Below are 25719 nucleotides of genomic sequence, written 5' to 3'. Positions count from 1 at the left end.
TTCGCTTTTTTTATGGAGAAAATATGTACCAGCTGTCTATTAACGATATGAGTCCTGAAACCTTTTTAAAAGAATATTGGCAAAAAAAGCCTCTACTCATCAAAGGCGGTTTTAAAGATTTTCAAGATCCTTTGTCAGCGGAGGAGCTTGCAGGCTTAGCAATGGAAGACAGCATAGAGTCTAGATTAGTCACAAATCATGACGAAAATTGGTTGGCACACCATGGGCCATTTGAGAATTTTGATAAATTAACCGAAACCAATAGTACCCTACTCGTTCAAGCTGTTGATCATTGGCATCCACTAGCAGCCCAATTGCTTGAACCATTTCGTTTCATTCCAAACTGGCGCATTGATGATTTAATGATTAGTTATTCAACACCCAAAGGGGGAGTTGGTCCACATTTAGATCAATATGACGTGTTCATTATTCAAGGTGAAGGTAAAAGGCACTGGCGTGTTGGTATGCCTGATGCAAGTTTAAAGCAGTTCACCAAAGACAAAGCGCTTTTGCAAGTTGAACAATTTGACGCCATAATTGATGAAATTCTTGAGCCGGGCGATATTCTCTACATTCCACCAGGTTGCCCACATGAGGGTTACGCCGTTGAAAATGCACTCAACTACTCCGTCGGGTTTAGAGCGCCAGACCAAAAAGACCTGATCAGTAGTTTTGCTGACCATGTCATTGATGAAGAAGCTGGAAAACATCGCTATAGTGATGCCGATCTCAACATGAGAGCGTCCATTGGTGAAATTAGTTCCGATGACAAACTCAAAATCCAAGCTATGTTAACTGGATTAATTGAAAACGACTCGCTATATAATCATTGGTTAGGCACTTATTTAAGTCAACCAAAGCATGATATGGACTTAGCCCCACTAGACGATGCGCTAGTAGCAGAGTTTTTAGAGGATGAAGTTGAGCCTCATGATGTCGTTATTCGATCAGGTGGCGTAAGGGCCATTTATCAAATTACAGATACAGATGTTTTGCTCAGTGTTAATGGGGAAAATTACTCTCTTCCTAGCAATACCCTAGAACAGGTAAAGTTGTTAACAGATAATACAAGTTTTTCCTTTGAACAGGTAAAACCAGCATTGATCAGCTTGGAATTTAAAGAAACGTTAACTACGCTTATAAACGACGGGCTTTTTTACATAGAAGCTTGGTCTTAAATGCCTGACTGACAGGGCCAACCGAACAAATACACGGTGTCATTTTCATGGCACCGACAATAATAATAGGAGTTGATTTTTCCCTTATTCGTCAGGACGTGTTCTATGATTTTTCGCAAAGAGGTAATCATGATTTATCACGTCGACAAAGTGAGTTGGAAACAAACTCAGGGACAGCTGCGCCAAATTCGTGAAAGAGTGTTCGTTTGTGAATTGCACTTACCAAAACAAGTAGAGTTCGATCAACATGACAAAACAGCTGATCATGTATTAATACGTGATGAAAACGACCAAGCTGTTGGTACTGGTAGATTGTGTAGTGATGGCTTAATTAGTCGTATTGCAATTTTCAAAGACCATAGAAACAGACAAGCCTATCAATCATTAATCGGTTATCTAGCAGATCTTGCTCAACAAAAAGGTCTCGAAGAAGTCTTTGTTCAGTGTATATTGGACGAAGTACCTACTTTTATAAAGTCTGGGTTTAGTAAGCAAGGTGGCGTGTTTATGGAAGCAGGTATTCCAAGACAACGTCTTAAATGCCCTGCTTCGATGATAAACTCAGAGCCATTTACGATGCTACATTAGCCCATAATTTATCGTTATCGTAAATTGCATAGATATCATGCGCCTTGTTGATTAGCAAGTTCGTAAAGTCAATCTGTGTTTTATCTTTTATACCTGAAGAAAGGATACCATCAGCCTTGATCTGCCATTGGAAAGATAAGTGTCTGAGTGCATCTCTGGCACTCTTTGCAGCTTTCACTTCTATTGCATCGGTTGGTACTTGCCCCGAAATAGCCCAATAACCTTTTCCTTTTTGGTCTTCTAACCGCCAAACTGCAAGTGCAGGTGGCAATATACGACATTCTTTTTCGATTACTTTGTTTGTTATTATGCCTTTTTCTGCAAGGTGACGTTGAGCTGCTCGCAATTGTTGTCGTTGCCACTCTTGGATTGACTGCTGCGGTTTTGAATTTGACATAGTTAAACCTACTTACTTCATTGTTTTATTCTTTCTTTAATTTTCACCACTGTATTAATTTCAGTAACCTGTTGCAACTAAGAAGCGGTAAAGGTCTCAATTAAATTAATATTTGCACAATAATCATACTTTACTAGGCTAAAAATAAATCAACCGAAGATTAACTAGCATGCTATTGTTTGTTGTGTACTGTACACCGATGGTTATCTTGGCCATTGGCGTTTTTTTTATAGACTCACTAGTGATATCGCTCATTTTATGCGGGCTTTCTGCACTAGCTTTGGTTATGCAGAAAATTATCAAAGATGCACAACAAGAAAAAAAGCAATCATTAACTGAACATCCTAAAGACGAGTTAATACAAGAACACAAAGAAGACCTTGCCTGTTTAGAACAACTCAGTAGCGTCATCATCCCTCAATTAATTGCTCAGGTTTCAAGTGCTAGAGAGCAGACAAAACAATCTGTTGTGCATATGTCGGGAGAATTTTCAAAGTTGGTTGGCAATATATCCCAAACTCTAGAAAGCACCTCAAATGACAGTACCACTAGTCTTCAAGACGTCTCAGAATCCAGCCGAGAAAAGCTGAACGATGTTTTAGCTTACATAGAACAGACAAATGACTCACAAGCGCAAATGACAACCACAATTAAAGATCTTGTCGATAAAAGTAATGAATTGCAGACCATGTCAGTAGATGTCTCAAAAATTGCGGAGCAAACCAATTTACTCGCGCTCAATGCGTCAATAGAAGCGGCGCGCGCGGGTGACAATGGTCGAGGCTTTGCTGTGGTTGCTGATGAAGTCAGATCATTAGCAAGCTCCAGCGGTGAAACCGGTGTGAGAATTGGTCAATTAATTGAAAGTATAGCCAATGCAATGCGCGCTTCGATGGATATGATGAACAGTGAATTAGAAAACAAACAAGCTTTGACTGAAAAATATCGAAATGAAATTAATGAAGTTGTTGACGAATGGCTGGCACTTTCTCAACACGTTGAGTCTCAAGCGTCTGAGCTGCATGCTTCTAATATCGAGATCAGAGAAAAAATTTCACACATACTCGTCGATTTACAATTCCAAGACAGAGTCGACCAGATACAAGACAGCGTGACTATCGCTTTAAACATTATGACCGAAGAAATTGATCAATTTATTCTTAGTCGACGAGAATGCCAAACCGCAAAATTTAATCACCAAAGGATCAGCAATGAATTGAAGAAAACCGCTGCTACCAATGAACAACGCAGTATTTTGTCCAAAGATGGTGATGACGATACTGTTGATGATTTAACTTTTTTATGAGGCCATTATGAGTAAAACCATTTTAGTTGTAGACGATTCAGACTCACTCAGACAAGTCGTCAATATTGCCTTAACAGGTGCCGGATTTAATGTAGTAGAAGCCAGAGATGGTAAAGATGCTTTAACTAAACTCAATGGCAATAAAATCCATTTGATAATTAGCGATGTCAACATGCCAAATATGAATGGCATCGAGTTTGTAAAGCAGGCCAAGCAATTACCACAATACAAGTTCACACCCGTCATTATGCTCACTACAGAAAATCAACAAAGCATGATGGAAGAAGGTAAAAAAGCAGGCGCCAAAGCCTGGATGGTCAAGCCATTTAAACCAGCACAAATGCTGCAAGCAGTATCTAAATTATTAATGATGTAGAGATTTAATATGACTGAATGTTTTAAATTTCCTGCTGAACTAACCATTTACGAAGTTCAGGAAACCTTTAATGAAGTAAAGTCTTATATTACAGATAAAGAATGTGTGTCTTTTGACTTTAGTGAGACCACAGAAGTCGATTCAGCAGGTTTACAGCTCATCATTTGGGTTGTCTACCATAGCCAAAAAATTGGGCTGAAAATCGATACTATCTCTACAAACGAACTCATCGAAAAGCGTTGTGAAAAATTGGGTGTAGGTATGTCCGCGTCCCAAAATGACTAAGGGGTAGTCATGTCTATTGATTTGTCGTCTGCTATTGCCACTTTTGTTACAGAGTCTAAAGAGCTGTTACAAGAAATGGAAAACGGGCTGCTAGATTTAGAGTCTGAAAACTCACAAGAGCATGCTAGCGAGATTATCAATGCTCTATTTAGGGCAATTCACACAATCAAAGGCAGTGCTGGCATATTCGATTTTGAGCATGTTGTCGCCTTAACACACATTGCAGAAACGCTGCTTGAGAATGCGAGAAATGGAGAGTTACAGCTTGATAAAGAGCTTATTTCTTTATATTTAGAAGCCCGAGATGCAACTGAAACCCTCATCACACTGGCCGCTTCGGAAACCGAGCCTGACGCTGACTTGTTAAACAAAGTGAATCACTTGGCTGCGTGCTTTGCCAAATATATAAAAGAGCAAAATGATGAACCAGAAAACATCAGTTCAACTCAGGTTACTTCAGGGAACAAATTAGATAACGAGCGCTGGGTGCTGTTTTTTGTACCGAATGAAAATGTACTGAGAAATGGCCTAGACCCCTACTCCTTTATTCATTACCTTGATTCAGAAACGAGTGAGCTCAAGGTGAACACCTGGTTTGACGCAATGTTTGGGCCGCAACAATTTGATCCTGAGTCTAATTATTTGTCGTTTATTTTGTCCTTTGAAACAGACAAATCTGAAGATGAAATAAAAGATGTGTTTGAGTTTATCCAAAGCGAAGCTTATATCGCAATTTTACCCCCTCATGGCGATGCAGAAATCGTCAAATCAAGTATTCAAAAATACCAAGATATTGATTTTGTAACCCATGCACTAAAAGACGCAGATCCTACTTTTTCAGATATCATTCAACTTTTGAGTAAAAAAGAACAGCCAGAGAACACAGAGCTCGTCGAAACCGCAGCAGGCGCACCGACGCCAGCAAACACATCAAAAATCCATAAAAGTAAAACATTGCGTGTTGAGGCGCTCAAACTAGATAGATTAATCGACCAAGTCGGTGAGATGGTCATCACTGGCGCAAGGACAAACTTACTCGCCCATGAAACAGGTAATGAGACCTTAATCGAAGCGATGGCACTATTAGAGCGCCTTGTTGAAAACATTCGAGATAGCTCTTTAAAACTCAGAATGGTGCAAATTGGAGAAACATTTAACAAGTTTAAGCGCGTAGTACGAGATATTGCAGATGAGCTCGGCAAACAAGTCGATCTCACCATTGTCGGCGCTGAAACCGAGCTTGATAAAACCTTTGTAGAAAAAGTCAGCGATCCCCTCATGCATATCGTCAGAAATGCCATAGATCATGGCATAGAAGACCCTGAAACAAGAAAAGCAAACGGTAAATCAGAGCTAGGTCAACTCACTCTCAAGGCGTACCATGATTCTGGCTCAATCGTGATTGAAGTCAGTGATGATGGCAAAGGGCTAGATCAAGAAAGAATTCTCAAACGTGCAGTCGATAGAGGCTTAGTCAGTGCAAATCAAACTCTACAAGAAAAAGACATTAACTTACTGATTTTTGAACCAGGCTTTTCAACTGCCGAGTCCATCACCAATATTTCAGGTCGTGGTGTCGGTATGGATGTCGTTAAGAGAAACATCGACAGCTTAAGAGGCAGCGTAGAAGTTGAAAGCAACCCAGGACAAGGTTCAACAATTTTAATCAGGCTTCCACTCACCCTGTCAATTATAGATGGCTTCATGTTTGAAGTGCACAAAGAAAACTACGTGATCCCTTTAGATACCGTAGTCGAGTGCTTAGAACTCCACGAAGTGGTGTCTGAACAAGATATTCAAGACAAGAGTTACATCAATTTAAGAACTGAGGTTTTACCCTTTATTCGCCTCAGAACCTTATTTGGTATTGAAGAACAAATTGACCATACCAGAGAATCTTTAGTTATCGTGCAATTTGGCACGTTGCGAGCGGGTCTTGTGGTGGACTCACTCAAAGGTGAATTTCAAACAGTAGTAAAACCACTTGGAAGGTTGTTCGAAGGACTCAAATGTATTAGCGGTGCGACAATTTTAGGTAGCGGAAACGTGGCAATCATTTTGGATGTTTCTGCACTTATAAAATCAGCAATTTCTGTCTATGAGGCGTTAGAGAAAAAGCATTAAGTAATTCGGAGAGCGAACATGTTTAAGAACTTTACAATTCGCAACAAGATCATTCTTGCGATGTTTACCATGGGGGTATTGCTGTTAGTCATAGCAATGTCCGTACAGCTTAAAAACGGAGAAATTGAAGAGTTTGCGGTGGACGTCGGTAAGGTAGATATACCCGAAACGATTTATGCCTTAAACATGCTCGATGAGTTAGGTGATATGAATAGTAATGTGCTCGAATATATCGCTGGCGAATCTGATGAGAGTGAAGACTTTAGAACTAACTACAACGAATTTATCCGCTATTTAGAAGATCTAAAACAGCTTGGTACAGTAAATAACTCTCTGATACGTCAATTGGAAGAGTTAGTATCCCGCTATGCCAATGAAAATCAGGAGCTTATATTTGACCGCTTTGATCCGCTTTTAGAAGCTAAAGCCATCGATAAATATGACTACTTAAATAAAGAGTTTGCAATCCCCCTTGAACAACTGCTTGACACATTAAAAGAGGAAGAAGTTGCCGATGCGGGAAGCAGCGGTGATTTTAACGAAGTAGTGAATGATGATCTGCCCGGTGTACGCTATTACCTTGAGCTGATAGATGAGCAAGGCGATATGATGAGTTCCATGAACGCATACATGCGTGGTGCACTAGGTGCAGATGCCGCCTTTGAGAAAGATGCCAGAACCTTTACTGGTTTTTTAGCTGACCTCAAGCCTCTTGAAAGAAAACCAGCTGAAATCAAAGCACTCAGTGAAGTAGAACGCATGTACATGGAGTTATATAATGGGGGTAAAGAAATCTTCGCCATGTATGACCCTCGTGACAAAATTAAAGCGTCGAGCGATGTTGATAGATTAGAGCACGAAGTATTTAATAAAATTGAAGACCTGTTAGAGGAAATATCAAACGAGGCAATTCAAGAAGGTGACGAGTCTCTCAATGCCTTAGTTACCGCAGCCAGAGAAAGCATTTCTTTAGTGTGGGCATTGCTCGTCGTTGCCATTGTGCTGGCCACTGCGACCGCAGCCTTTTTGATCCGTGGTATTGTGATCCCCATTAATGCCCTTGCCGAAGCTGCTGAAGACCTTCGCTCTGGTGAAGGTGACCTAACCAGACGCATACCTGATTTTGGCAATGATGAAATCGGAGAAACAGCACGAAGTTTCAATGGATTTATCGAGCGACTGCAAAATATCCTATTGGATATTCAAGAGTCAGTGGAGTCTATTGCACACAGCACCAATGAGGTAGGCACAACTTCACGGATGCTGAGCTCCACTTCAAATCAACTCGCCGCAAGTGTGGAAGAAACCTCCGCATCATTGGAGCAAATGAGTTCCTCAATCTCCATGAATACTGAAAACTCAAAAGTCACGAACGACATTGCCAAACAATCTAGCAGCGAAGCCAATGACGGTGGCCGTGCTGTAAAAGATACAGTAAAAGCCATGACCCAAATCGCTGAGAAAATCGGCATTATTGAAGACATTGCCTACAAAACCAACTTGCTTGCATTAAACGCAGCCATCGAAGCAGCAAGAGCTGGCGAGCATGGTAAAGGGTTTGCCGTGGTTGCTGATGAAGTAAGAAAGCTCGCAGAGCGTTCTCAAGTAGCTGCACAAGACATAAGTACACTTGCAGATAACAGTGTAAAAATTGCACAGCACGCTGGTGGTATGCTAGATAGAATGGTGCCTAACATTGGTAAAACAGCTGATTTAGTTCAGGAAATTACCGCAGCTTCCACAGAGCAAAGCACCAGTGTGGCTGAAATCAATCGAACCGTTTCGCAGTTGGATGAAATTGCTCAGCAAAATGCGTCAGCGTCTGAAGAGTTGGCTTCAACCGCTAAAATGGTTCAAGACCAAACCAGTGATATTCGCTCCACGGTGAATTACTTTAAACTCAGTAACGACAGACAAATGGTGAAATTGAGACGCTCTGTACAGGAATCAAAATCATCAGGCTCAATGCCAGAAGAAGGCTATACCCCTTTTGATGAGTAAAAGTTATGACAGATCATACAGCTCAAAATAGTTTAGTCGACAAAGATAAGTATCTGGCGTTTGAACTTAACCACGCTTCGTACTCCATCAATATTTCTTTGGTAAAAGAAATTATGGAGTACGTTGAAGTCGACCCCATTCCCATGGCGCCTGAGTTTATCATAGGCGCAATCAACTTACGTGGAGAGGTCATTCCCGTTTTTGACCTCTCTTTACGCCTTGGAAAGCAACCTCAGGATATCACAAACAGAACCTGTATTATTATTGCCGAATGCCAATTTAACTGCCAAGAAATTACCATTGGCTTAAAGGTAGATATGGTGACAAAAGTATTGGATATCTCTAGTACTGACATTGATGGCGTGCCAAGTATTGGCGGGCAATTTCAAAGCCGGTTTGTCCTTGGCCTTGCAAAGTTACCTGATAAACTGATGACCATTTTAGACATCTCAAAGATTTTAACTTTAGATGACATCAAGCTCATCGAAGACTTAAATAACGCTGAGCTCACTGAAAACTTTGATAACGAAGACGAAAGTCCCCCTCCTCCACAAGACTCCGAAGAAGATACAGCAAGTGAGGTCAGCCATGAGTGAACATACGCAGGAGATTGCCCATATTCAGCAAAAAGGTGAACTCCGTTACTTATTTGTCAAAGTCGGGCATGATCACTTTGGTATTCCCATTGATTCTGTTAAAGAAGTTATAGAGCTTGTAGAAACAACCATGGTGCCCATGTGCTCAGACGTAATACGCGGCGTGATAAATGTTCGAGGCAGCGTCATACCCGTACTCGATTTGCAAAGCCGATTAGGTCTAAAGTCGACCACGCCCTATGATAAATACAGCTGCATTGTGTTGTATGACTTTTTTGACCAGTCATTAGAAGAGTCCATGACACTTGGCATGCTTGTTAATAGCGTAGTGTCTATCGAGTTTATCGACCTGAATAAGCTTGAGTCTTCCCCCTCTTTTGGGTCTAATATTCCAAGACATTTTGAGTGGAAAATGGCCAAAATTAACAACAAGCTCACAACCCTACTTGATATTGAAAAAGTGTTAAATGTCAACGAGATAAACACCTCATTAAAGCACGAGCAAGAACAGTTTTTCATCAACTATTGCCAAAGGTAAACTAAGCCTGTGGCAATAAGTCAGCTTGAATTCAATCAATTAAACAGAGTGCTCGATGAGCATACTGGGATTCGGTTGAATGCCTCTAAGGCGGATATCATGGCCAGCCGTTTAAGCTCAAGACTGCGGGCAAATGCATGTGCGACACATAATCAATACTATCAATTAATAATCAGTCCAGTCGGTAAAAAGGAGCTGGATATTTTTATCGATAAGATGACGACGCATGAAACTTATTTTTTCCGTGAGCAAGTCCAGTTTGAATTTTTATATGACTACTTCCGTGGTAAGCAAAGCCGCCGAGTGCCTATAAAAGCATGGAGTGCAGCGTCCTCCACAGGAGAAGAAGCCTACTCTATTGCCATGGTGTTAGACGACTTATTCTACGGCAGAAATTGGTCTGTAACTGGAACAGATATATCACCAACGGCAGTGGAAATGGCAAAAGAAGCCTGCTTTGCTATGTCTACCTCACAAAAAATTCCTAAAAAATATCGACGCGCGTATTGCTTAAAAGGAATAGACCAAAATGAAGGGACATTTACGGTCAATAAAGCTATTAAAAGCCACTGTACTTTCTATGTTGATAACTTGCTACGTTTAAAAAAGGTAGACTATTCTTTTGATATCATCTTTTTGCGCAATGTTTTAATTTACTTTGATGAAATCAAACAAAAAGCCATTATCGATAACATTGTGCATAGACTTAACCATGGCGGATTGTTGTTTTTAGGTCACTCTGAGTCACTTAGAAAAAAACGCCAAGGGCTGGAGTTGATCCAACCCTGTATCTATAAAAAGGTCCGGTTATGATTAGCGTATTTATCGTTGACGATTCTGCGGTAATGCGGCAACTCGTAGGCGAAATCATCAAACATGATAGAGATTTAAAGCTTATCGGCTCAGCGCCTGATCCTCTATTGGCAGAGCGAAAAATGAAGTTGAATTGGCCTGATGTTATCTTGCTCGATGTTGAAATGCCCAAAATGGATGGCATTACTTTCTTGAAAAAAATTATGCAAGAAAAGCCCACTCCCGTGATTATGTGCTCTGCCCTCACCCAAAAACATACCGAAACCGCAATGGAAGCACTCGCATCTGGTGCCGTCGATGTCATTGCAAAGCCCACGCAGGGATTAACGGACTTTCTTAATAATCAAGGTATCACACAAATCATAGATGCCATAAAAGCGGCGGGCAAAGCCAAAGTTAAGCAATTGCGCTACCTGGCTGAAGAATCGGTAAGGCACAACCATACCGTTGATGAAGTCCTCCCCCCTGCTTCACCAAGCGAACTAAAACCGCCCATTACCCATGACAAGGTCATTGCAGTGGGTGCATCCACTGGCGGGACAGAAGCCCTTACCGGATTTTTATCTTTATTACCGCCAGATACACCACCCATTGTTATCGTTCAACACATGCCCAGTAAGTTTACCCACGCGTTTGCGCAGAGATTAAATACAATTACACGCCACACTGTTGTTGAGGGTGAAAACGCGATGAGATTGAAAACGGGACATGTATACATAGCGCCCGGTGGTAAGCACATGTTGGTAAAACGTCAAGGTAGCGACTACTATTTAGAAGTACGAGATGGTCCTTTAGTGAGTCGGCACAGGCCCTCTGTAGATGTGTTATTTAGATCAGTCGCACAATCTGTGGGACGCAATGCAATTGGCGTAATACTCACAGGTATGGGTGATGATGGTGCATCCGGTATGTTAGATATGAAGCAGGCTGGCGCAATCAATTTTGCCGAGAGTGAATCCAGCTGCGTGGTATTTGGCATGCCCAAAGAAGCCATCGCCAGAGGTGCAGTAGACAAAGTCTTTTCGCTCAGCAATATCCCGTATCAAATATTAAAAGTGTTAAGGTGCTAGGTATGCAAAAAAGCCTGTTAGAACTGCTCAATATCATCTACGTAGCATATGAGAAAGACGGGGTGATCACAGGGATCTCAGATAAAGCCAGCAATTTAATGACTTTAAATGTGGGTGATAATATTGTCGACTGTGCAACATTAAAGTTCTTCGACCAAGACTTCAATGACTTAGACAGTAAACAAATACTTTTTGAAACTGATTTTGACCAATTGGAGCTCGGTGTCAGTGTTGATAACAGCAATGTGCACTGGGTTAGATTTAGTTACACAAGAAAAAATGACCTCACCTTCGTTAAAGTCGACTTAATTGAAGAACTCGTTGCAATTAGACGCCTTAACAAACAATTAGCCATTCGCGACCCGCATACGGGCTTATTATATAGAGAAGCCTTTGTTGCTAAGGTACAGGAGCTTGATACAACGGGTGTAATGTGTTGTATCAGGATCTGTAACTACCAACGAATATCCGAGGTTTGGAATATCGGTGTAGCAAATTTAGTCTTTATGGAGGTACTTTCTCGCTTTCAAGGCGAATATGAACAAGGTATTTTCTCGAAACACTCATCAGACTGTTTTTGCGTATTCATCCCCAACTCATCCCCGATAAATATTGAAGCCCTCTACAACCACCTTAACGAACCATTCGAATTCAACGACAGTAGTTTTTATAGCAATGTAGCACTGGGCTACTATAAAGAAACAAGTAAAGATGACCACGAACTTAGCTTAAACAAAGCTGAAATGGCCACCTTTGATGTATTATCTGAAAAATTAAGATTGGTTGAATTTCAAGAAGGACTTGCGCGACAAATTGAGCGACAAAACAAAATTGAGACCGCGCTTAGAGATGCACTTCATAATGAAAACTCAGACAATACCTTTAGTGTTGTACTGCAACCGCTACATGACACAAAAACAGAGTGTTTAATTGGCGCCGAATGCCTAATGAGGTGGACTTTGGATGGGCAACCAGTCTCTCCTGTCGAGTTTATTCCAATTGTTGAGAGTACCGGTGACATTAATAAACTCACTATGTTTACCCTGTCGCAAATCAAAAAAACCAAAGATAAGCTTCGAAGCGAAGGGATAGAGCCCAAAAACTATATGTTCGCTATCAATATCAGTGTGGTAGAGATTTTAGACGTCAACTTTGAAAGCAAATTACTGCATGCATTAGCAGATTACAAAATTGACCCTCGCTGTATCAAGCTTGAGCTAACTGAGTCAGCCTTAATAGACAATTTTTCCTATGTAAATGAAGTACTTGTTTCTCTTCAGGGCAAAGGGTTTTTAATATCTATTGATGACTTTGGTACCGGGTTTTCAAGCCTGAGCTATTTGTGCAAACTACATTTTGATGAAATCAAAATCGACCGCTCTTTTGTCACTAACGTGGTGAAAGACGGCAAACTTCAATCTGTGTTTAATTCAATTGTATCTTTAGCCAAAAACCTAGATAAGCCGCTTGTTGCGGAGGGCGTTGAAGATATGGAGCAAATGATTTATGCCAAAGCAAAAGGCGTACAATATGTACAAGGCTATTACTATAGTAAGCCTCTCCCCATTGACGCCTTTGTCGAGTATGTTTTAGAAGACAAATCAAGCTATTTACACTTTGAGAGCTAGTCAAAGTCAATTAGCTCTATCCGCCACCAAGTACACGTGCAGGCTCGATTTTAGTTGCCTGCCATGCAGGATATATACTCGAAAGCACTGAAATTAATGCGGTTGCCACCAAAACAATCGCGATATCTACCCAGTCTAATTTGCTTGGTAAAAACTCTATAAAGTAAACCCCCTGCAATGGGTTACTTCCATCAATTGACGTCCAAAGCATAAATAAATCAGAAATATTGATCGCTAACAGTGTACCAACCATTAGGCCACAAAACGCCCCAACTAATGCGTAGCTCAAGCCCTGAATAGCAAATGTCATAAAGATAGTGCGATCGCGCGTACCCATGGTTTTCAGAATCGCAATATCAGCTTGTTTTTCCTTCACTTCCATAACCATTGACGAAATAATATTAAAACTGGCCACAGCAATAATTAAAAACACCACTAAATAAACAATGGTTCTGACCATTTGAATATCTTGATACAGGCTACCTTGCGTTCTAAACCAGCTCTGTACATAGACGAGATCTGGTAATGCACGACCAGCGCTCATCGCAATTTGATGCGCATTGAATACATCGTCAACAGCAAGACGAAGACCAGTAACCGTTTGGCTCTCTAACATTAATGCTTGCTGTATCCTTGATAAGCTCACCAAAGCAAGGCTCTTGTCGACTTCACCACCCATGGAAATAAGCCCAGCGACATTAAATGACACGCGTTTTGGCGCTGCCAGTGCATTTTTCGCATGCTGGTTCGCAATTAACACCGTCACTTTATCACCAAGGTCTACGCCAAGTTGAGACGCTATCCCTTTCCCTAGAATGATGTCGTTTTCACCTAAGTTTTCTAAATCAATAGGCTGGATGAAACGATGAATACTAGAAACCTGAGTGTGCTTGCTAGGTTCTATCGCTTTTAACTGCGTCGCCTTTAGCTTGCCTTTATACTGAACCATACCAGTTAAGTTTATTTCAGGTGCCGCGGCCACGACGCCCTGCTGACTTTCAAGTAATTCGACCTTCTTAGGCCAATCGCTGATCGGATCATATGGGGCTTGATAGCTTACATGAGGAACAACCGACAATAGCCTTTCTTTTAATTGTTGTTCAAACCCGTTGATAACGGAAAGAGCAACAATTAATACTGTCACGCCCAAAAAAACACCTATGGTTGACGCTTTACTTAAAAAGCCAATAAACCCGCTATGGTACTTGGTTTCTCGCAGTCGTTTGCTTAAAAACAGACTAAGCATTTAAACGTCCACCTTCTTTTTGATAGTCAACCAACACACCATCATCTAACTGAACAACTCGACCTAACTTCTCTGCAAGTTCAAGGTCATGTGTCACAATCACAAAGCTTGTTTCAAATTCCTTATTTAATTCGTTCAACAACTCGTATATCTTCAAGGCGTTATGTTTATCAAGATTACCTGTTGGTTCATCAGCCAATACCAACGAGGGCTTTGTAACAAGTGCTCTTGCAATCGCAACACGCTGCCTTTCACCACCTGATAATTCAGACGGTCGATGATCTATCCTGTGCCCAAGACCTACTTTTTCAAGCATTTTAGCCGCTTCGCTTTTAGCTTCTTGCTTAGACTTACCAGCTATCAAAAGTGGCATCGCGACATTTTCAAGTGCACTAAAGTCCATCAATAGATGATGAAACTGATAGATGAAGCCCATGTGTTGATTGCGAAAGTCAGCTTGTTTAGCACGTGACAACGATTGCACTTCAACACCCTTAATTTTTAATGTCCCATCGGTTGCCGAATCTAAAGTCCCTAAGATATGTAATAAGGTACTTTTTCCTGAACCAGAACTTCCCACGATTGATAGGGTTTCTCCTTGGGCAAGTGATAGGTTTACCCCTTTTAACACAGACACTTGATTACCTGCTTCTTGGTACGATTTGTTAAGTGCTTGGCATTGGATCACAGGATCATTCATATCTTAAAACCTCGGCAGGCATCACTTTTGCTGCTTTTTGTGCAGGATAGAGTGTGGCTAAAAAACTTAATAATAAACTGGTAAAAATAATAAAAGACAGGCTTACGGTATCAAACTTCACTGGCAGTGCCATGCCACCTAACAGTGACAAGCCAATGAAACTCAATACTTCATTGACATTTGCAGCCAGTAGCAAGCCTAAAATAGAGCCTATAAACGTGCCGACAACACCGTTATATAAACCCTGTATCATGAAAACTTGCGCAATTTTGTTCGGCGTAAACCCAAGCGTTTGTAATATCGCCACTTCGCCTTGCTTCTCACTCACCATCATCGAAAGCGCAGAAACAATATTAAACACTGCTACGACTACAATTAAAGCCAGTAATAAAGACATGACACGTTTTTCCATTGCCACTGCGGCAAATAACGCGCCTTGCTGCACTTGCCAATCTTGATAGGAAAAGTCAGATAATAGCTTTTGATTATCGGATTTAAAGGCCCCCACAGAGAACGCATCATCTAAAGTGAGACTCACATCAAATTCATTGGGCTGTCTTTTCAACAGTCTCATTAAACTTTTGCCATCGGCAAATGCAAGACTGGTATCCGCTTCACTTCGAGAATTATAGATGGCAGCGACAGTAAACAGCCGTTGCTTAGGGACTCTGCCTAGGGGGGTGTAGCTTGTAATATCAGGAAAAATAACACGCACTTGGCCGCCAAGCCGGACATCTAGCTTATTAGCAAGAAAACGGCTGATAGCCAACTGATAACGGCTATCATGCATTGCTTTGACACTACCCGACTCAACATGGGGGTGTATTGCCGTTGGGTAACCAGAGAAAGAGCCCTGTAATCTGACACCAACTAGCTCTTTATTCGTCTGCAAAATAACATCAGAGGTGACATACGGCGAGGCACGTTTTACACCAGGCAACACTGCTAGCATATCTAGATGTTCAGCAGGTTGAGTATTTTCTTTTTCAGAAAGTTGTACATGCGGGATTAAATCAAGCATGGCATTTTTTAAACTTTGCTCAAAGCCATTCATCACAGAATTAACTGTTATCAAAGACATTAAGCCAAGTGCAATCCCCGCAATCGAGAAAAATGAGATGAATGAGACAAACGCACTTCCCTTGGAAGAGCGACTGTACCTAAGCCCGACAAACAGGCTAACCGATTGAAACATATTAAAAATTTATTTATTTGTTTTCTTGTAGTTAGATAATGCTAACACAGATGAGATCAACTGGTCACACCTTGTTGTGTAAAATTTTTTTAATTATCCGCTACTTAATGTCTAAATTTGGTGTAAAATGCGTGAAATCTTGCGGTATGGAAGTTCTATGTTATCCCTAGACAGATTTAAGCATATGAATTTTAAGGGGGATTTGTTCGGTGGTGTGACCACTGCCATTATTTCTCTTCCCCTAGCCCTCGCCTTCGGGGTTGCTTCTGGTGCCGGTGCAGAAGCTGGAATGTGGGGCGCTATTCTCGTCGGTCTTTTCGCTGCCTTATTTGGCGGTTCTACTTCTTTGATTTCTGAGCCAACAGGTCCGATGACGGTTATTATGACCGCTGTTCTGACCACTATGATGGCACAGTACCCCGAAAATGGATTAGCAATGGGCTTCACCGTTGTGATGATGGCCGGGGCTTTTCAAATACTTCTTGGTACATTAAAGCTCGGTAAATATGTAACGCTAATGCCATATAGCGTGATATCAGGCTTTATGTCAGGTATTGGCGTCATACTCATAATCCTGCAGTTGGCACCTTTATTAGGTCATCAAGCTCCAGCTGGAGGAGTGTTAGGAACGCTTGGAGCGCTACCCAGCTTACTTCTAGACCTACATGTTGCAGAGCTGTTTTTAGGCATATTGACACTGGGTATCTTATTTTATTTACCGCAAAAGTATCGCCAATATGTACCCGCTCAGTTAGTCGCCTTAGTCGCGGTTACCTTGGTCTCTATTGTCTTGTTTGATAACGATAGTATCAATCGAATTGGTGAGATACCCAGCGGGCTGCCTTCTATTGTCTGGCCTACATTTACTGCCGAGCAGTTTACTTCCATGGTGATTGATGCCCTTGTATTAGGCACCTTGGGATGTATCGATACATTACTTACCGCAGTGATTGGTGACAGTTTAACTCGTACTGAACACGACTCTGACAAAGAGCTTCGCGGACAAGGCATTGCAAATATGATTTCAGGTTTGTGTGGTGCCCTACCAGGTGCAGGTGCGACCATGGGGACCGTTGTTAATATTCAAGTCGGCGCACGTTCACCGCTTGCGGGGATTATTCGTGCACTCATATTAATGGCTGTTGTCTTTGTTGCAGGAGGATTAACAGAACCTATTCCTATGGCTGTGCTTGCCGGTATTGCCGTTTATGTGGGCTACAACATACTTGATTGGAGCTTTATCCAACGCGCGCACAAATTGAGTATCAGCCAAATGGCTATTATGTATGGCGTGATGTTACTCACTGTATTTGTTGATTTAATCGTTGCAGTCGGCCTAGGTGTGTTTATTTCAAACATCATGGTGATTGAGCGCTTAAGCCGAGTACAAGAGCAACATGTAAAAGCAATTAGTGACAATGACACTGACGAAGATGTGCCATTGAGCAGTCATGAAAAGGCATTATTAGAGCAAGCACAAGGTAAATTGCTATTCTTTTACTTGTCTGGGCCAATGATTTTCAGTGTCTCTAAAGCCATTGCACGCCAACACAGGTATATCAGCGAATACAAGACCATGGTCTTAGATTTAAGTGATGTGGCCATGTTAGATGTCACAGTGAGTTTAGCCATCGAAAACGCCATCACAGACGCAATCGATGCCAATGTTCAAGTTTTTATCTACTCACCGAACCAAGAGACCAGTGAGAAGCTTAACAAAATCAACATTCGTGAAAAACTGGGGACTGATGCATTTTGTCAAAGTCGTGAAGCGGCCCTCAATAAAGCATTAGAGGCCATGTCACTTACAACAAGCACTGAGGACTAAGGTGTTTTTAAGCCTTTGGCAATAAACTCTAGTAACTCTCTTACCGAAGTGGGAAAATATCGTCTGGGCGGGTAAACCGCCCAGATACCTTCAGACTCTGGTCTATACGTATTTAACACTTCAACGAGCTCTCCCTTCTCTATCGCTTCCATTAAGTAATAATGAGGTAATTGCGCCAGCCCCAATCCTTGTCTCGCGGCATCCACCAGCGCCCAACCACTATTGCAACGCAGACGGCCTTTAACATTCATTTGATGCTCTTTGCCATTATCTAAAAAGCGCCACACACTCGATTGGCCCACCAAGCAAACATGTTGCTCTAAGTCTTCAATGCACTTTATGGGTGTCGACTTGGCTAAATATGCGGGCGAGCCACACACGAATGTTTGGCGATGAGACAACAACCTTGCCCTCATCGACGAGTCTTTTAAGTTGCCTAAGCGAATCGCAAAGTCAAACCCCTGCTCTATCAAATCAAGTTTGTTGTTATTAAGCTCCATATCGATTTGTATATTCGGATACAAGGTCATAAATTCATTCACCAGTGGCATAATGTATTGCTCGCCGTACATCACAGGCGCTGTCATTTTTATTTTACCAGCCGGCTGGCTATCTCTTTGTCTAAGGGCCGATGTGGCATCATCAAGGGCGTGCTGTAGGTGCTTTGCATGAGATAGAAAAACGTTCCCTTCAGTTGTTAAAGAGAGTTTTCTTGTTGTTCGGTTTAATAGCTGATAGCCGAGTGTACCTTCAAGCGTTTTAACCCGCCTACTCACTTGTGCTACTGAAGTATCTAACTGCTCCGCTGCACCGGTAAAAGAACCATACACCGCCACTGCGACAAATTCATCTATGCCAACCCACCTATCCATTATTACAAATCCGTAAAAGTCTTTTATTATTTTCGAGATTATCAAATTTATAATAAAGGTTATACTTATGTCTCTCTATAAAAATAGGAAAACAACAACATGGCACAATTTATCAAGTCCAAAGCCGCAATCGCATGGGGCCCAGGTAAACCACTTAGCATCGAAGAAGTCGATGTCATGATGCCGCAAGCTGGCGAAGTGTTGGTTAAAATCACGGCCACAGGCGTTTGTCACACAGATGCATTTACCCTGTCAGGTGAAGATCCAGAAGGTGTTTTCCCTGCAATTTTAGGGCACGAAGGCGCAGGTGTCGTTGAAGCCATAGGTGAAGGTGTAACAGGTTTAGAAATTGGCGATCACGTTATCCCTCTTTACACACCTGAATGCGGTGAGTGTAAGTTCTGTACATCAGGTAAGACCAATCTATGCCAAAAAATAAGAGAAACACAAGGCAAAGGGCTTATGCCTGATGGCACTACACGTTTCTATAAAGATGGTGAGCCAATATACCACTATATGGGGACTTCAACCTTCTCTGAGTACACTGTATTACCTGAGATTTCTCTTGCAAAAGTGAACAAAGAAGCACCTCTTGATGAGATCTGCTTACTTGGCTGTGGTGTTACAACCGGTATGGGCGCTGTATTGAATACGGCGAAAGTACAAAAAGGTGACACTGTGGCGATTTTTGGCCTTGGTGGCATTGGTTTATCGGCGATCATTGGTGCAACGATGGCAGGTGCAAGCCGCATTATTGGTGTGGACATCAACACCGACAAATTTGAACTGGCAACGAAACTTGGCGCAACGGATTTAATCAACCCGAACGATTATGATAAGCCGATTCAAGAAGTGATTGTTGAAATAACCGATGGCGGCGTGGACTTCTCATTTGAGTGTATTGGTAACGTTAATGTGATGCGCAGTGCATTAGAGTGTTGTCACAAAGGTTGGGGCGAATCAGTTATCATTGGTGTAGCAGGTGCAGGCCAAGAGATATCAACTCGCCCATTCCAGCTTGTAACTGGACGCGTATGGCGCGGTTCAGCCTTTGGTGGCGTGAAGGGGCGTTCTGAGCTACCTGAAATCGTTGAAAGATACATGGCCGGAGAGTTTAAACTCAATGACTTCATTACCCACACAATGGCATTAGATGACATTAACGATGCATTTGATTTAATGCACAAGGGTAAGAGCATTCGTTCAGTTATCCACTACTAAGTAACTACTTAAGCGGTGAGCTCAGTCTCACCGTTTTGACCATTTACAATTTGGATTTAATTTTAAGTTGCGAAATATATGGAATTAATCAGCGAAAATAAAGTGTTTGGCGGCTTACATCAGCGTTTCAAACACCAAAGTGCAGCAAATAACTGCGAAATGACATTCGCCATTTTTTTGCCAAAAACAGACTCAAAAAATAATAAGTTGCCTGTACTCTATTGGCTTTCAGGGCTCACCTGTACCGATGAAAATTTCATGCAAAAAGCAGGCGTGTTTAAGTATGCAAGTGAACATGGTGTCGCCATTGTCGCGCCAGACACCAGTCCTCGTGGTGAAGATGTTGCTGATGATGATAATGGCAGCTACGACTTCGGTCTCGGTGCAGGCTTTTATTTAAATGCCACTCAAGCGCCCTACGCCGCTCACTATAAAATGTATGACTACATCACAATTGAACTACCTAAACTGATCGAGTCAAATTTTCCTGTCTCGAATAAAAAAGCCATCAGTGGACATTCAATGGGTGGTCACGGCGCACTGACTATCGGACTTAAAAATAGTCATCAATATGCAAGTATTTCTGCGTTTGCACCAATCACAAACCCAATGGGTTGTCCCTGGGGTGTGAAAGCATTCAAAGGTTACTTGGGTGAGGATAAGTCTCTTTGGGCGCAATACGATGCAACCAAACTGATGTTAGAGCACAAAATAGAGAGAAAGATCCCCATCAAAATAGACCAAGGTGGTGATGACACATTTTTAACAGAGCAGCTTAAGCCCGACGCTTTACTCAATGCAGCTAAGGCAATCGGCTACGATGTCGATTATCAGCTGCATGATGGATACGACCATAGTTACTTCTTTATTAGCTCTTTTATCGAGCAGCACATTGAGTTTCACGCTCAATATTTAAATGCGTAAAAACAAAAAAAGGCGCTACTCCTTAGCGCCTTTGTTGCTTAACATTAATTCTATTTGCTCAGATCAGAGTACTGATTATTTCCTGTAAGCTTAATCGCTTCATCAAAGCCAGGTATGTGTAACTCATTTTGATCTATGGTCAGCTGCGACTCATCAACCATACCGTTACCAAAACGATATATCAGTTCATAATTACCTAAATCAGCCGCTTGCTTATACGCCAGTTGATTCTCTGTTGTTTTTTCAAGCTTCTGCTGGTATTCAGCTACCATAGCCTCACCGTGACGTTTAGCCAACAAGCGCGCAGTCACTTTTGGTGAAAATACAGTAGCCGTTGCATTATTACCACCAAACCCTTTCGAGTTGATAAACGCAATATCCATATCTCCACACTCATAGTGATAGTTACGGATATCCAAGTGTTCATCAAATACATCATCAGCGACTTTATCAATTGTTGTAATACCCGGCATAATATTGTGACTAAATACGCCTAGGGCTATTGCTAACTGATCGCCCGATGCAGGTGCAATTGTATGACCGACATAGGCTTTTGGCGCTGCAAGCTTCCAACCGTTTATTGAAAACGCTTCAGCGACTTTGTGATAGATAGCCGATTCAGTTACACGGTTTTGCGGTGTACTAGAGCCATGCGCCAAGATGAAGCTGCGTTTTTGTAATGACTCTTGCCCAACAATTTCTTGTGCCAACGCAACAGATTTTGCCATGGTAATGTAGTTACCTGGGCCAGGCGCTGTAATTGACTTTTTGACGCCATCTGCATTTACAAATACATCAACAACAGAGCCCATCACTTCTGCACCTAGCTCTAACGCAAGTTTGTCATCCATAAGAATAGCAACCTGCGCACCTTCTCCTATGGTGAAACCACAGTTTTCACCAAATGGGCGGCTCGTTCTGCGATGATCTGCCTCATCTGCATTGTCTAGCTTTTTCAACCCTTCTTCGTTTGCAAGGGCGCCCATATTACCAAAGCCTTCAATGACTTCTGGCGTTAACGCACATTCAACACTGGCAACCACAGCCACTCGTGTACGACCAGCTTGGATGTCATTGACTGCTGCACGTAAGTTGTATAAGAAAGTTGCACATGCACCAGCTGTTGAAAAAGTCGTTCCAACACTGCCCGTTACGTATGCATTAATGAAATCCGTTGACATGGTATTTAAACCAAGTGCTAACTGCTTGGTGCTTACGCGATCGCCTCTTAATCGACTTCTCACCAAACCGCCCAAACCTTCATTGTCCATTTGGCCTGCAACTGATGCCGAATAAGTGCCAATTTCATCAGGTTTAACGCTAGACATGACATTGTCCCAATCTAGGCCAGTTGACTTTATTGCATCTGTCGCTGCGAAGATGGTTGCCTGCAAACCTCTAGGCTGATAGCGGCTGTTATACATTTTTGCTGGCTCAAAACCAGTTGGTAGCTGACCCGCTGCTTTTATCGGGTTATCTCTATGGCTGTCGTGTTTTACTTCAAGCTGCTCTGGAACATGAACGTTAACAGTTTTTGCATCCACTTCTTCTACTGACCAACTGCTTGGTACAGGCGTTGGTAAGTCTCTTTTGCGACAAGTAAAACGAATACCTTGCTCGGTATTAGCCGTAATTGTCAGCTTTTGCTGCCAATGTGTTGCATCAACATCAAAGTGATTTTTTTCGATTTTACGAATTAAAGTACCAGCAATGACCTGTCCACCTACTTTACTCTCAACATCCGCTTTAGTGATAACGTCTCCATCTTGAGTAACGAGGTTATCACCTTCCACAGAGACCAAATTCATTAACGTTGCGAGACCTAAAAAGGTATCAGCTCTGGTGCTTTGATCTAATTTATCGAGCACAATTCTGCGATATGCTTGGTGAAAAGATGTTCTACCTGCGGCATTAATACCACCCATACCGACAATAATAGGTAATGCTGTCATACTTAACTCTTTAATACTTATTTGTTGCAATAATTCTAGAATGAAGTAGATAATATAACTTTACAAAATTCGCCACTGAATTGACAATATTCGCCACATTTTGCAAATCTGATGAGTTTTATGGAAAAAATACGAATTGCCCTTACGTTATACGAACAATTATTGATCACCAGCGTCACACTGCCCATCGAAATGCTCAGAGCGGGAGAGGCTTATGCAAAGCGACATAACAAAGCGCATTTTCAAGCGCTGGAGATCCATTGTCTAAGTGAGAGTGGTAGTCCAGTGAAAGCGAATATTGGCATGACCATGGATGTACAATCTGACTTTGGTGCCCTAGAGGGCTATGATTACATTATTGTTCCAAGTATTTGGCGCAACCCTCGGCCAGTTGTAAAACGCAACCCGCTATTGGCTAAAAATATTGACAGTGCTAGAAAGCAAGGTGCAACCATTATCGGAGTTGGTACGGGTGTGTGCTTTTTAGCTGAGTCCGGGGTTTTAAATGGCCATTCTGCAACGACCCACTGGCACTATGCTAATCAGTTTATGAAAAGCTACCCAAACGTGGACTTAAAACCAGATTACTTTATTACACAGTCAGATAGGCTTTACACAGTGGCAAGCCTCAATGCGCTTGCTGATGTCATTGTGCATTTAATAGGTCAATTTTATGGTAAGGACGCTGCAAATCATGTTCAGCAAAACTTTTCTCATGAAATCAGAAAGCCCTATGAAGAACAACGTTATTTGGAGGGGGCAGTAGATAGGTATAGCGATGAGCAAATTGCAGCTATTCAATTTTGGCTAAAAAACAACGCCAGCTCCGTTGAATCACTCGCCGCAGTGGCCCAGCAGTTTAATATGAGCTACCGCAGCTTCAATAGGCGTTTTAAAATGGCCACAGGAAAAACTGCCATTGCTTACTTGCAAGAGGTCAGGCTTCAGCAAGCTTGTGAACTCTTAGCATCGAGTAACTTGAGTATTCAAGAGATCGCACTCACCGTTGGGTTTAATTCACAGAGTCAGCTATCCCGAGCATTCAAAGAGCAAATGAACCAAACACCAAGTTCTTATCGCAAAATTGTTCGAAAAAAACTATTTTCTTAGTGCAACGCGAGACCAAGTCACATCATGTTTATTGGGAATTTTGCTTGGTTGATTTGCCACTTGAAAAACCACTTCCAAGCCACACTCTAGTGCCATGCTCAAAAGCTCTTCATTGCTAGTAGGGAAAACATGAGTACCCAATCCAGCGGGGCCATTCCTAAGGGAAACCGCACAAATACCGCTTGGCGCCAATAATTCATAAAGTCGGTTAAGGCATTGCTTGCGTTCTTGATAACTCAAATGATGCCAAACACCATCTAGTAATATAAAGTCAAAGACATGCTTAGCGGAATTAAGTCGCTTTAAATCAGGTAAACTATCCGCTAGCCACTCAATAGGCAGATCTGTATAGCGAGCCTTCGCCTTATCTAAAAAAGCAGTTAACGGCTCTATCGCACACACCTCATAACCTAACTCACATAGTGCTGCGGCGTTTTGACCTACCCCACACCCCACATCTAATACTTTTGAACCCAGGGCGGGTAAAAGTGACAAAAAGTCTTGGTTAATATCTTCAAACTTCAATCCAAAACTCGCTTTCGCGAAAGATTGAACGCCACTCTCATAACCACGTGTACCTGCAATCATATATCCTGCTAAGCTATTAAATAGTATTAATGTTAAGACGATAAAACCGTGCAAAATTTTTAGAAAATAACGCTATTTACACTCTATACCTACTCAGTATATAGCCTCTAGAAAAGGCTTTTTTCTTGTAGGTAACAAAAACATTGCAACCGGGAATTATTAATAAATAAAACTAAATCAAGTCAGTAGAGTTTAGAGGTCATAAATTAACAAGGTTTAGCTGAAGCCTAAGTCACATGAAGTATGGGCAAGCTATGATTCAAATATTAGGCTTATAAAATAGTGTACTCATAGCTCATTATGTATGTGTCGTTGAGTGTCTGTATAGTATGTTCGCAGTAAACTTTATCTACCAGATTTCATGGTTTTCTCGTTCTCTTTTCTTGTATATAAAAATATAAGCTATACACAATCCTCACCAGACAAAGAAATGATATCAATGCAGCAGGAATAAAAATAAGTGACATGTTGGCTTTAAATCCAACAATAGCTAGTATGATACAAATAACACCTATGATGAGCTCGATTGAAATCAATTCCCAATCGACGGTATGAGTTCTACTTATTGTTTTAGCGGCATAATGATTAACTTTAAAGCCCATTAAATACCCTTTATTAAAAAATCAATACTTGTGCATATGCCATTGAACATACATGAAGCAGGTTATAGAACTTCGTCTATATAAAAAACCTGCTTTGAGCCATTAAACTCAAACTCAACGTCATCACCCAACACCTTCTCTTTTAAAGCCACACCAAGAGGCGATTGCAATGTAAGCACCAATACTTGCGCCTCTAAAATCATAATTTTCAGACCACCTTCTACAGGGCCTATAAAATACCAAAAATGAGCTCCTTCCTCATCACTCAATTTAATTAATGCCCCCTCAGACACCGCGTCATTAACTTCAGCTTTAAAAACCGATTCAAATGCATTGATAGCACGATGCGCTTGCTCTACTCGCTCACTTTGGCCTTCAGCCAAATAGCCAGATTCAATACTCAAAGAGTCATACTGTGTTTCAGCCGCGCTTTGTTCATGAATCGCGTCTTGTCTTGCACTATTTGCTGCTTCCTGCGCCTCATATAACTTTTTTTCTAATGCCATTTTTAGCGCTTCAACCACAACGATTTTTTTCATTTTCTATCCAAAACAAAAAAGGGCCCTCTTTAGGCCCTTAAC

Annotated in this window: 24 protein-coding genes; 16 read left to right on the top strand and 8 right to left on the bottom strand. The window is 41.6% G+C overall.

Annotated elements, in window-relative coordinates; translation table 11 throughout:
- Nucleotides 1-23: 23 nt before the first annotated feature.
- Both L1077_RS08225 and L1077_RS08220 read left to right on the top strand, forming a co-directional pair.
- Nucleotides 24-1178 carry a ribosomal protein uL16 3-hydroxylase gene (locus tag L1077_RS08225; protein WP_237136399.1) on the top strand — a complete coding sequence of 385 codons (1155 nt, stop codon included), beginning with the start codon at nt 24-26 and terminating at the stop codon, nt 1176-1178.
- Nucleotides 1179-1307: 129 nt separating this feature from the next.
- On the top strand, nt 1308-1766 hold the full coding sequence (locus L1077_RS08220) for a GNAT family N-acetyltransferase (RefSeq protein WP_237136398.1): 459 nt from the start codon (nt 1308-1310) through the stop codon (nt 1764-1766).
- On the opposite strand, the gene L1077_RS08215 is transcribed toward L1077_RS08220, so the two are convergent.
- Nucleotides 1750-2163 carry a DUF4826 family protein gene (locus L1077_RS08215; RefSeq protein ID WP_237136397.1) on the bottom strand — a complete coding sequence of 138 codons (414 nt, stop codon included), beginning with the start codon at nt 2161-2163 and terminating at the stop codon, nt 1750-1752. The genes L1077_RS08220 and L1077_RS08215 overlap by 17 nt on opposite strands.
- A 286-nt stretch (nt 2164-2449) precedes the next feature.
- On the opposite strand from L1077_RS08215, the gene L1077_RS08210 reads away from it, so the two are divergent.
- Genes L1077_RS08210 through L1077_RS08165 form a run of 10 tightly spaced genes read left to right on the top strand, consistent with a single transcriptional unit; the run spans nt 2450 to nt 12900 of the window.
- Nucleotides 2450-3469, top strand: a complete 1020-nt coding sequence (locus L1077_RS08210; protein ID WP_237136396.1) for a methyl-accepting chemotaxis protein — start codon at nt 2450-2452, stop codon at nt 3467-3469.
- 7 nt (nt 3470-3476) lie between these two features.
- The gene (locus L1077_RS08205; protein WP_039608997.1) at nt 3477-3845 is read left to right on the top strand and encodes a response regulator; all 369 of its coding nucleotides are present in this window, start codon (nt 3477-3479) and stop codon (nt 3843-3845) included.
- A gap of 9 nt (nt 3846-3854) precedes the next feature.
- Nucleotides 3855-4130: an STAS domain-containing protein gene (locus L1077_RS08200; protein WP_063359889.1), complete on the top strand. Its 276-nt coding sequence runs from the start codon at nt 3855-3857 to the stop codon at nt 4128-4130.
- Nucleotides 4131-4139: 9 nt separating this feature from the next.
- Nucleotides 4140-6254 carry a chemotaxis protein CheA gene (locus L1077_RS08195; protein WP_237136395.1) on the top strand — a complete coding sequence of 705 codons (2115 nt, stop codon included), beginning with the start codon at nt 4140-4142 and terminating at the stop codon, nt 6252-6254.
- Between the two features lie 18 nt (nt 6255-6272).
- On the top strand, nt 6273-8255 hold the full coding sequence (locus L1077_RS08190; protein WP_237136394.1) for a methyl-accepting chemotaxis protein: 1983 nt from the start codon (nt 6273-6275) through the stop codon (nt 8253-8255).
- Nucleotides 8256-8260: 5 nt separating this feature from the next.
- Entirely contained in the window at nt 8261-8851 is a 591-nt protein-coding gene (locus L1077_RS08185) for a chemotaxis protein CheW (protein WP_237136393.1), read from the top strand.
- The gene (locus L1077_RS08180; RefSeq protein ID WP_237136392.1) at nt 8844-9389 is read left to right on the top strand and encodes a chemotaxis protein CheW; all 546 of its coding nucleotides are present in this window, start codon (nt 8844-8846) and stop codon (nt 9387-9389) included. Before L1077_RS08185 ends, L1077_RS08180 begins: the two co-directional genes overlap by 8 nt.
- 9 nt (nt 9390-9398) lie before the next feature.
- Complete coding sequence (locus L1077_RS08175; protein WP_237136391.1) at nt 9399-10202, top strand: CheR family methyltransferase; 804 nt, start codon at nt 9399-9401, stop codon at nt 10200-10202.
- On the top strand, nt 10199-11272 hold the full coding sequence (locus L1077_RS08170; RefSeq protein ID WP_237136390.1) for a protein-glutamate methylesterase/protein-glutamine glutaminase: 1074 nt from the start codon (nt 10199-10201) through the stop codon (nt 11270-11272). Before L1077_RS08175 ends, L1077_RS08170 begins: the two co-directional genes overlap by 4 nt.
- A 2-nt stretch (nt 11273-11274) precedes the next feature.
- Nucleotides 11275-12900, top strand: coding sequence for a bifunctional diguanylate cyclase/phosphodiesterase (locus tag L1077_RS08165; RefSeq protein WP_237136389.1), 1626 nt, complete (start codon nt 11275-11277; stop codon nt 12898-12900).
- A gap of 16 nt (nt 12901-12916) precedes the next feature.
- Here L1077_RS08165 and L1077_RS08160 read toward each other — a convergent pair whose 3' ends face one another.
- The 3 genes from L1077_RS08160 to L1077_RS08150 are packed head-to-tail and all read right to left on the bottom strand — an operon-like array spanning nt 12917 to nt 16041.
- Nucleotides 12917-14146, bottom strand: a complete 1230-nt coding sequence (locus L1077_RS08160; protein WP_237136388.1) for a lipoprotein-releasing ABC transporter permease subunit — start codon at nt 14144-14146, stop codon at nt 12917-12919.
- Entirely contained in the window at nt 14139-14846 is a 708-nt protein-coding gene (gene lolD, locus L1077_RS08155) for a lipoprotein-releasing ABC transporter ATP-binding protein LolD (RefSeq protein WP_237136387.1), read from the bottom strand. The genes L1077_RS08160 and lolD overlap by 8 nt, the downstream gene beginning before the upstream one ends.
- Nucleotides 14839-16041, bottom strand: a complete 1203-nt coding sequence (locus L1077_RS08150) for a lipoprotein-releasing ABC transporter permease subunit (RefSeq protein WP_237136386.1) — start codon at nt 16039-16041, stop codon at nt 14839-14841. Before L1077_RS08150 ends, lolD begins: the two co-directional genes overlap by 8 nt.
- 157 nt (nt 16042-16198) lie before the next feature.
- Here L1077_RS08150 and L1077_RS08145 point away from each other — a divergent pair, with 157 nt between their 5' ends.
- The gene (locus L1077_RS08145; protein ID WP_237136385.1) at nt 16199-17869 is read left to right on the top strand and encodes a SulP family inorganic anion transporter; all 1671 of its coding nucleotides are present in this window, start codon (nt 16199-16201) and stop codon (nt 17867-17869) included.
- On the opposite strand, the gene L1077_RS08140 is transcribed toward L1077_RS08145, so the two are convergent.
- A complete protein-coding gene (locus tag L1077_RS08140; protein ID WP_237136384.1) occupies nt 17866-18741 on the bottom strand; it encodes a LysR family transcriptional regulator in 876 nt (291 codons plus the stop codon). The two genes, L1077_RS08145 and L1077_RS08140, sit on opposite strands and share 4 nt — an antisense overlap.
- 99 nt (nt 18742-18840) lie before the next feature.
- Here L1077_RS08140 and L1077_RS08135 point away from each other — a divergent pair, with 99 nt between their 5' ends.
- The gene (locus L1077_RS08135) at nt 18841-19962 is read left to right on the top strand and encodes an S-(hydroxymethyl)glutathione dehydrogenase/class III alcohol dehydrogenase (RefSeq protein WP_237136383.1); all 1122 of its coding nucleotides are present in this window, start codon (nt 18841-18843) and stop codon (nt 19960-19962) included.
- 78 nt (nt 19963-20040) lie between these two features.
- Nucleotides 20041-20886 (top strand): S-formylglutathione hydrolase, encoded by an 846-nt coding sequence (fghA, locus tag L1077_RS08130; protein WP_237136382.1) that lies wholly within the window; start codon nt 20041-20043, stop codon nt 20884-20886.
- A 50-nt stretch (nt 20887-20936) separates the two neighbouring features.
- Here the strand turns inward: fghA and L1077_RS08125 are convergent, their stop codons facing one another.
- Nucleotides 20937-22838 (bottom strand): beta-ketoacyl synthase, encoded by a 1902-nt coding sequence (locus L1077_RS08125; protein WP_237136381.1) that lies wholly within the window; start codon nt 22836-22838, stop codon nt 20937-20939.
- A gap of 120 nt (nt 22839-22958) precedes the next feature.
- Here L1077_RS08125 and L1077_RS08120 point away from each other — a divergent pair, with 120 nt between their 5' ends.
- Nucleotides 22959-23948 (top strand): GlxA family transcriptional regulator, encoded by a 990-nt coding sequence (locus tag L1077_RS08120; RefSeq protein WP_237136380.1) that lies wholly within the window; start codon nt 22959-22961, stop codon nt 23946-23948.
- Here the strand turns inward: L1077_RS08120 and L1077_RS08115 are convergent.
- Nucleotides 23937-24536, bottom strand: coding sequence for a class I SAM-dependent methyltransferase (locus L1077_RS08115; RefSeq protein ID WP_237136379.1), 600 nt, complete (start codon nt 24534-24536; stop codon nt 23937-23939). The two genes, L1077_RS08120 and L1077_RS08115, sit on opposite strands and share 12 nt — an antisense overlap.
- Before the next feature lie 664 nt (nt 24537-25200).
- Nucleotides 25201-25677, bottom strand: a complete 477-nt coding sequence (locus L1077_RS08110) for a transcription elongation factor GreAB (RefSeq protein WP_237136378.1) — start codon at nt 25675-25677, stop codon at nt 25201-25203.
- Nucleotides 25678-25719 lie beyond the last annotated feature (42 nt).

Source organism: Pseudoalteromonas luteoviolacea (genome assembly GCF_021654285.1).
GTDB classification, from domain to species: Bacteria; Pseudomonadota; Gammaproteobacteria; order Enterobacterales; family Alteromonadaceae; genus Pseudoalteromonas; species Pseudoalteromonas luteoviolacea_J.
Note: the sequence above shows the minus strand (reverse complement) of the source record. Positions and strands in the feature narration are given on the sequence as shown.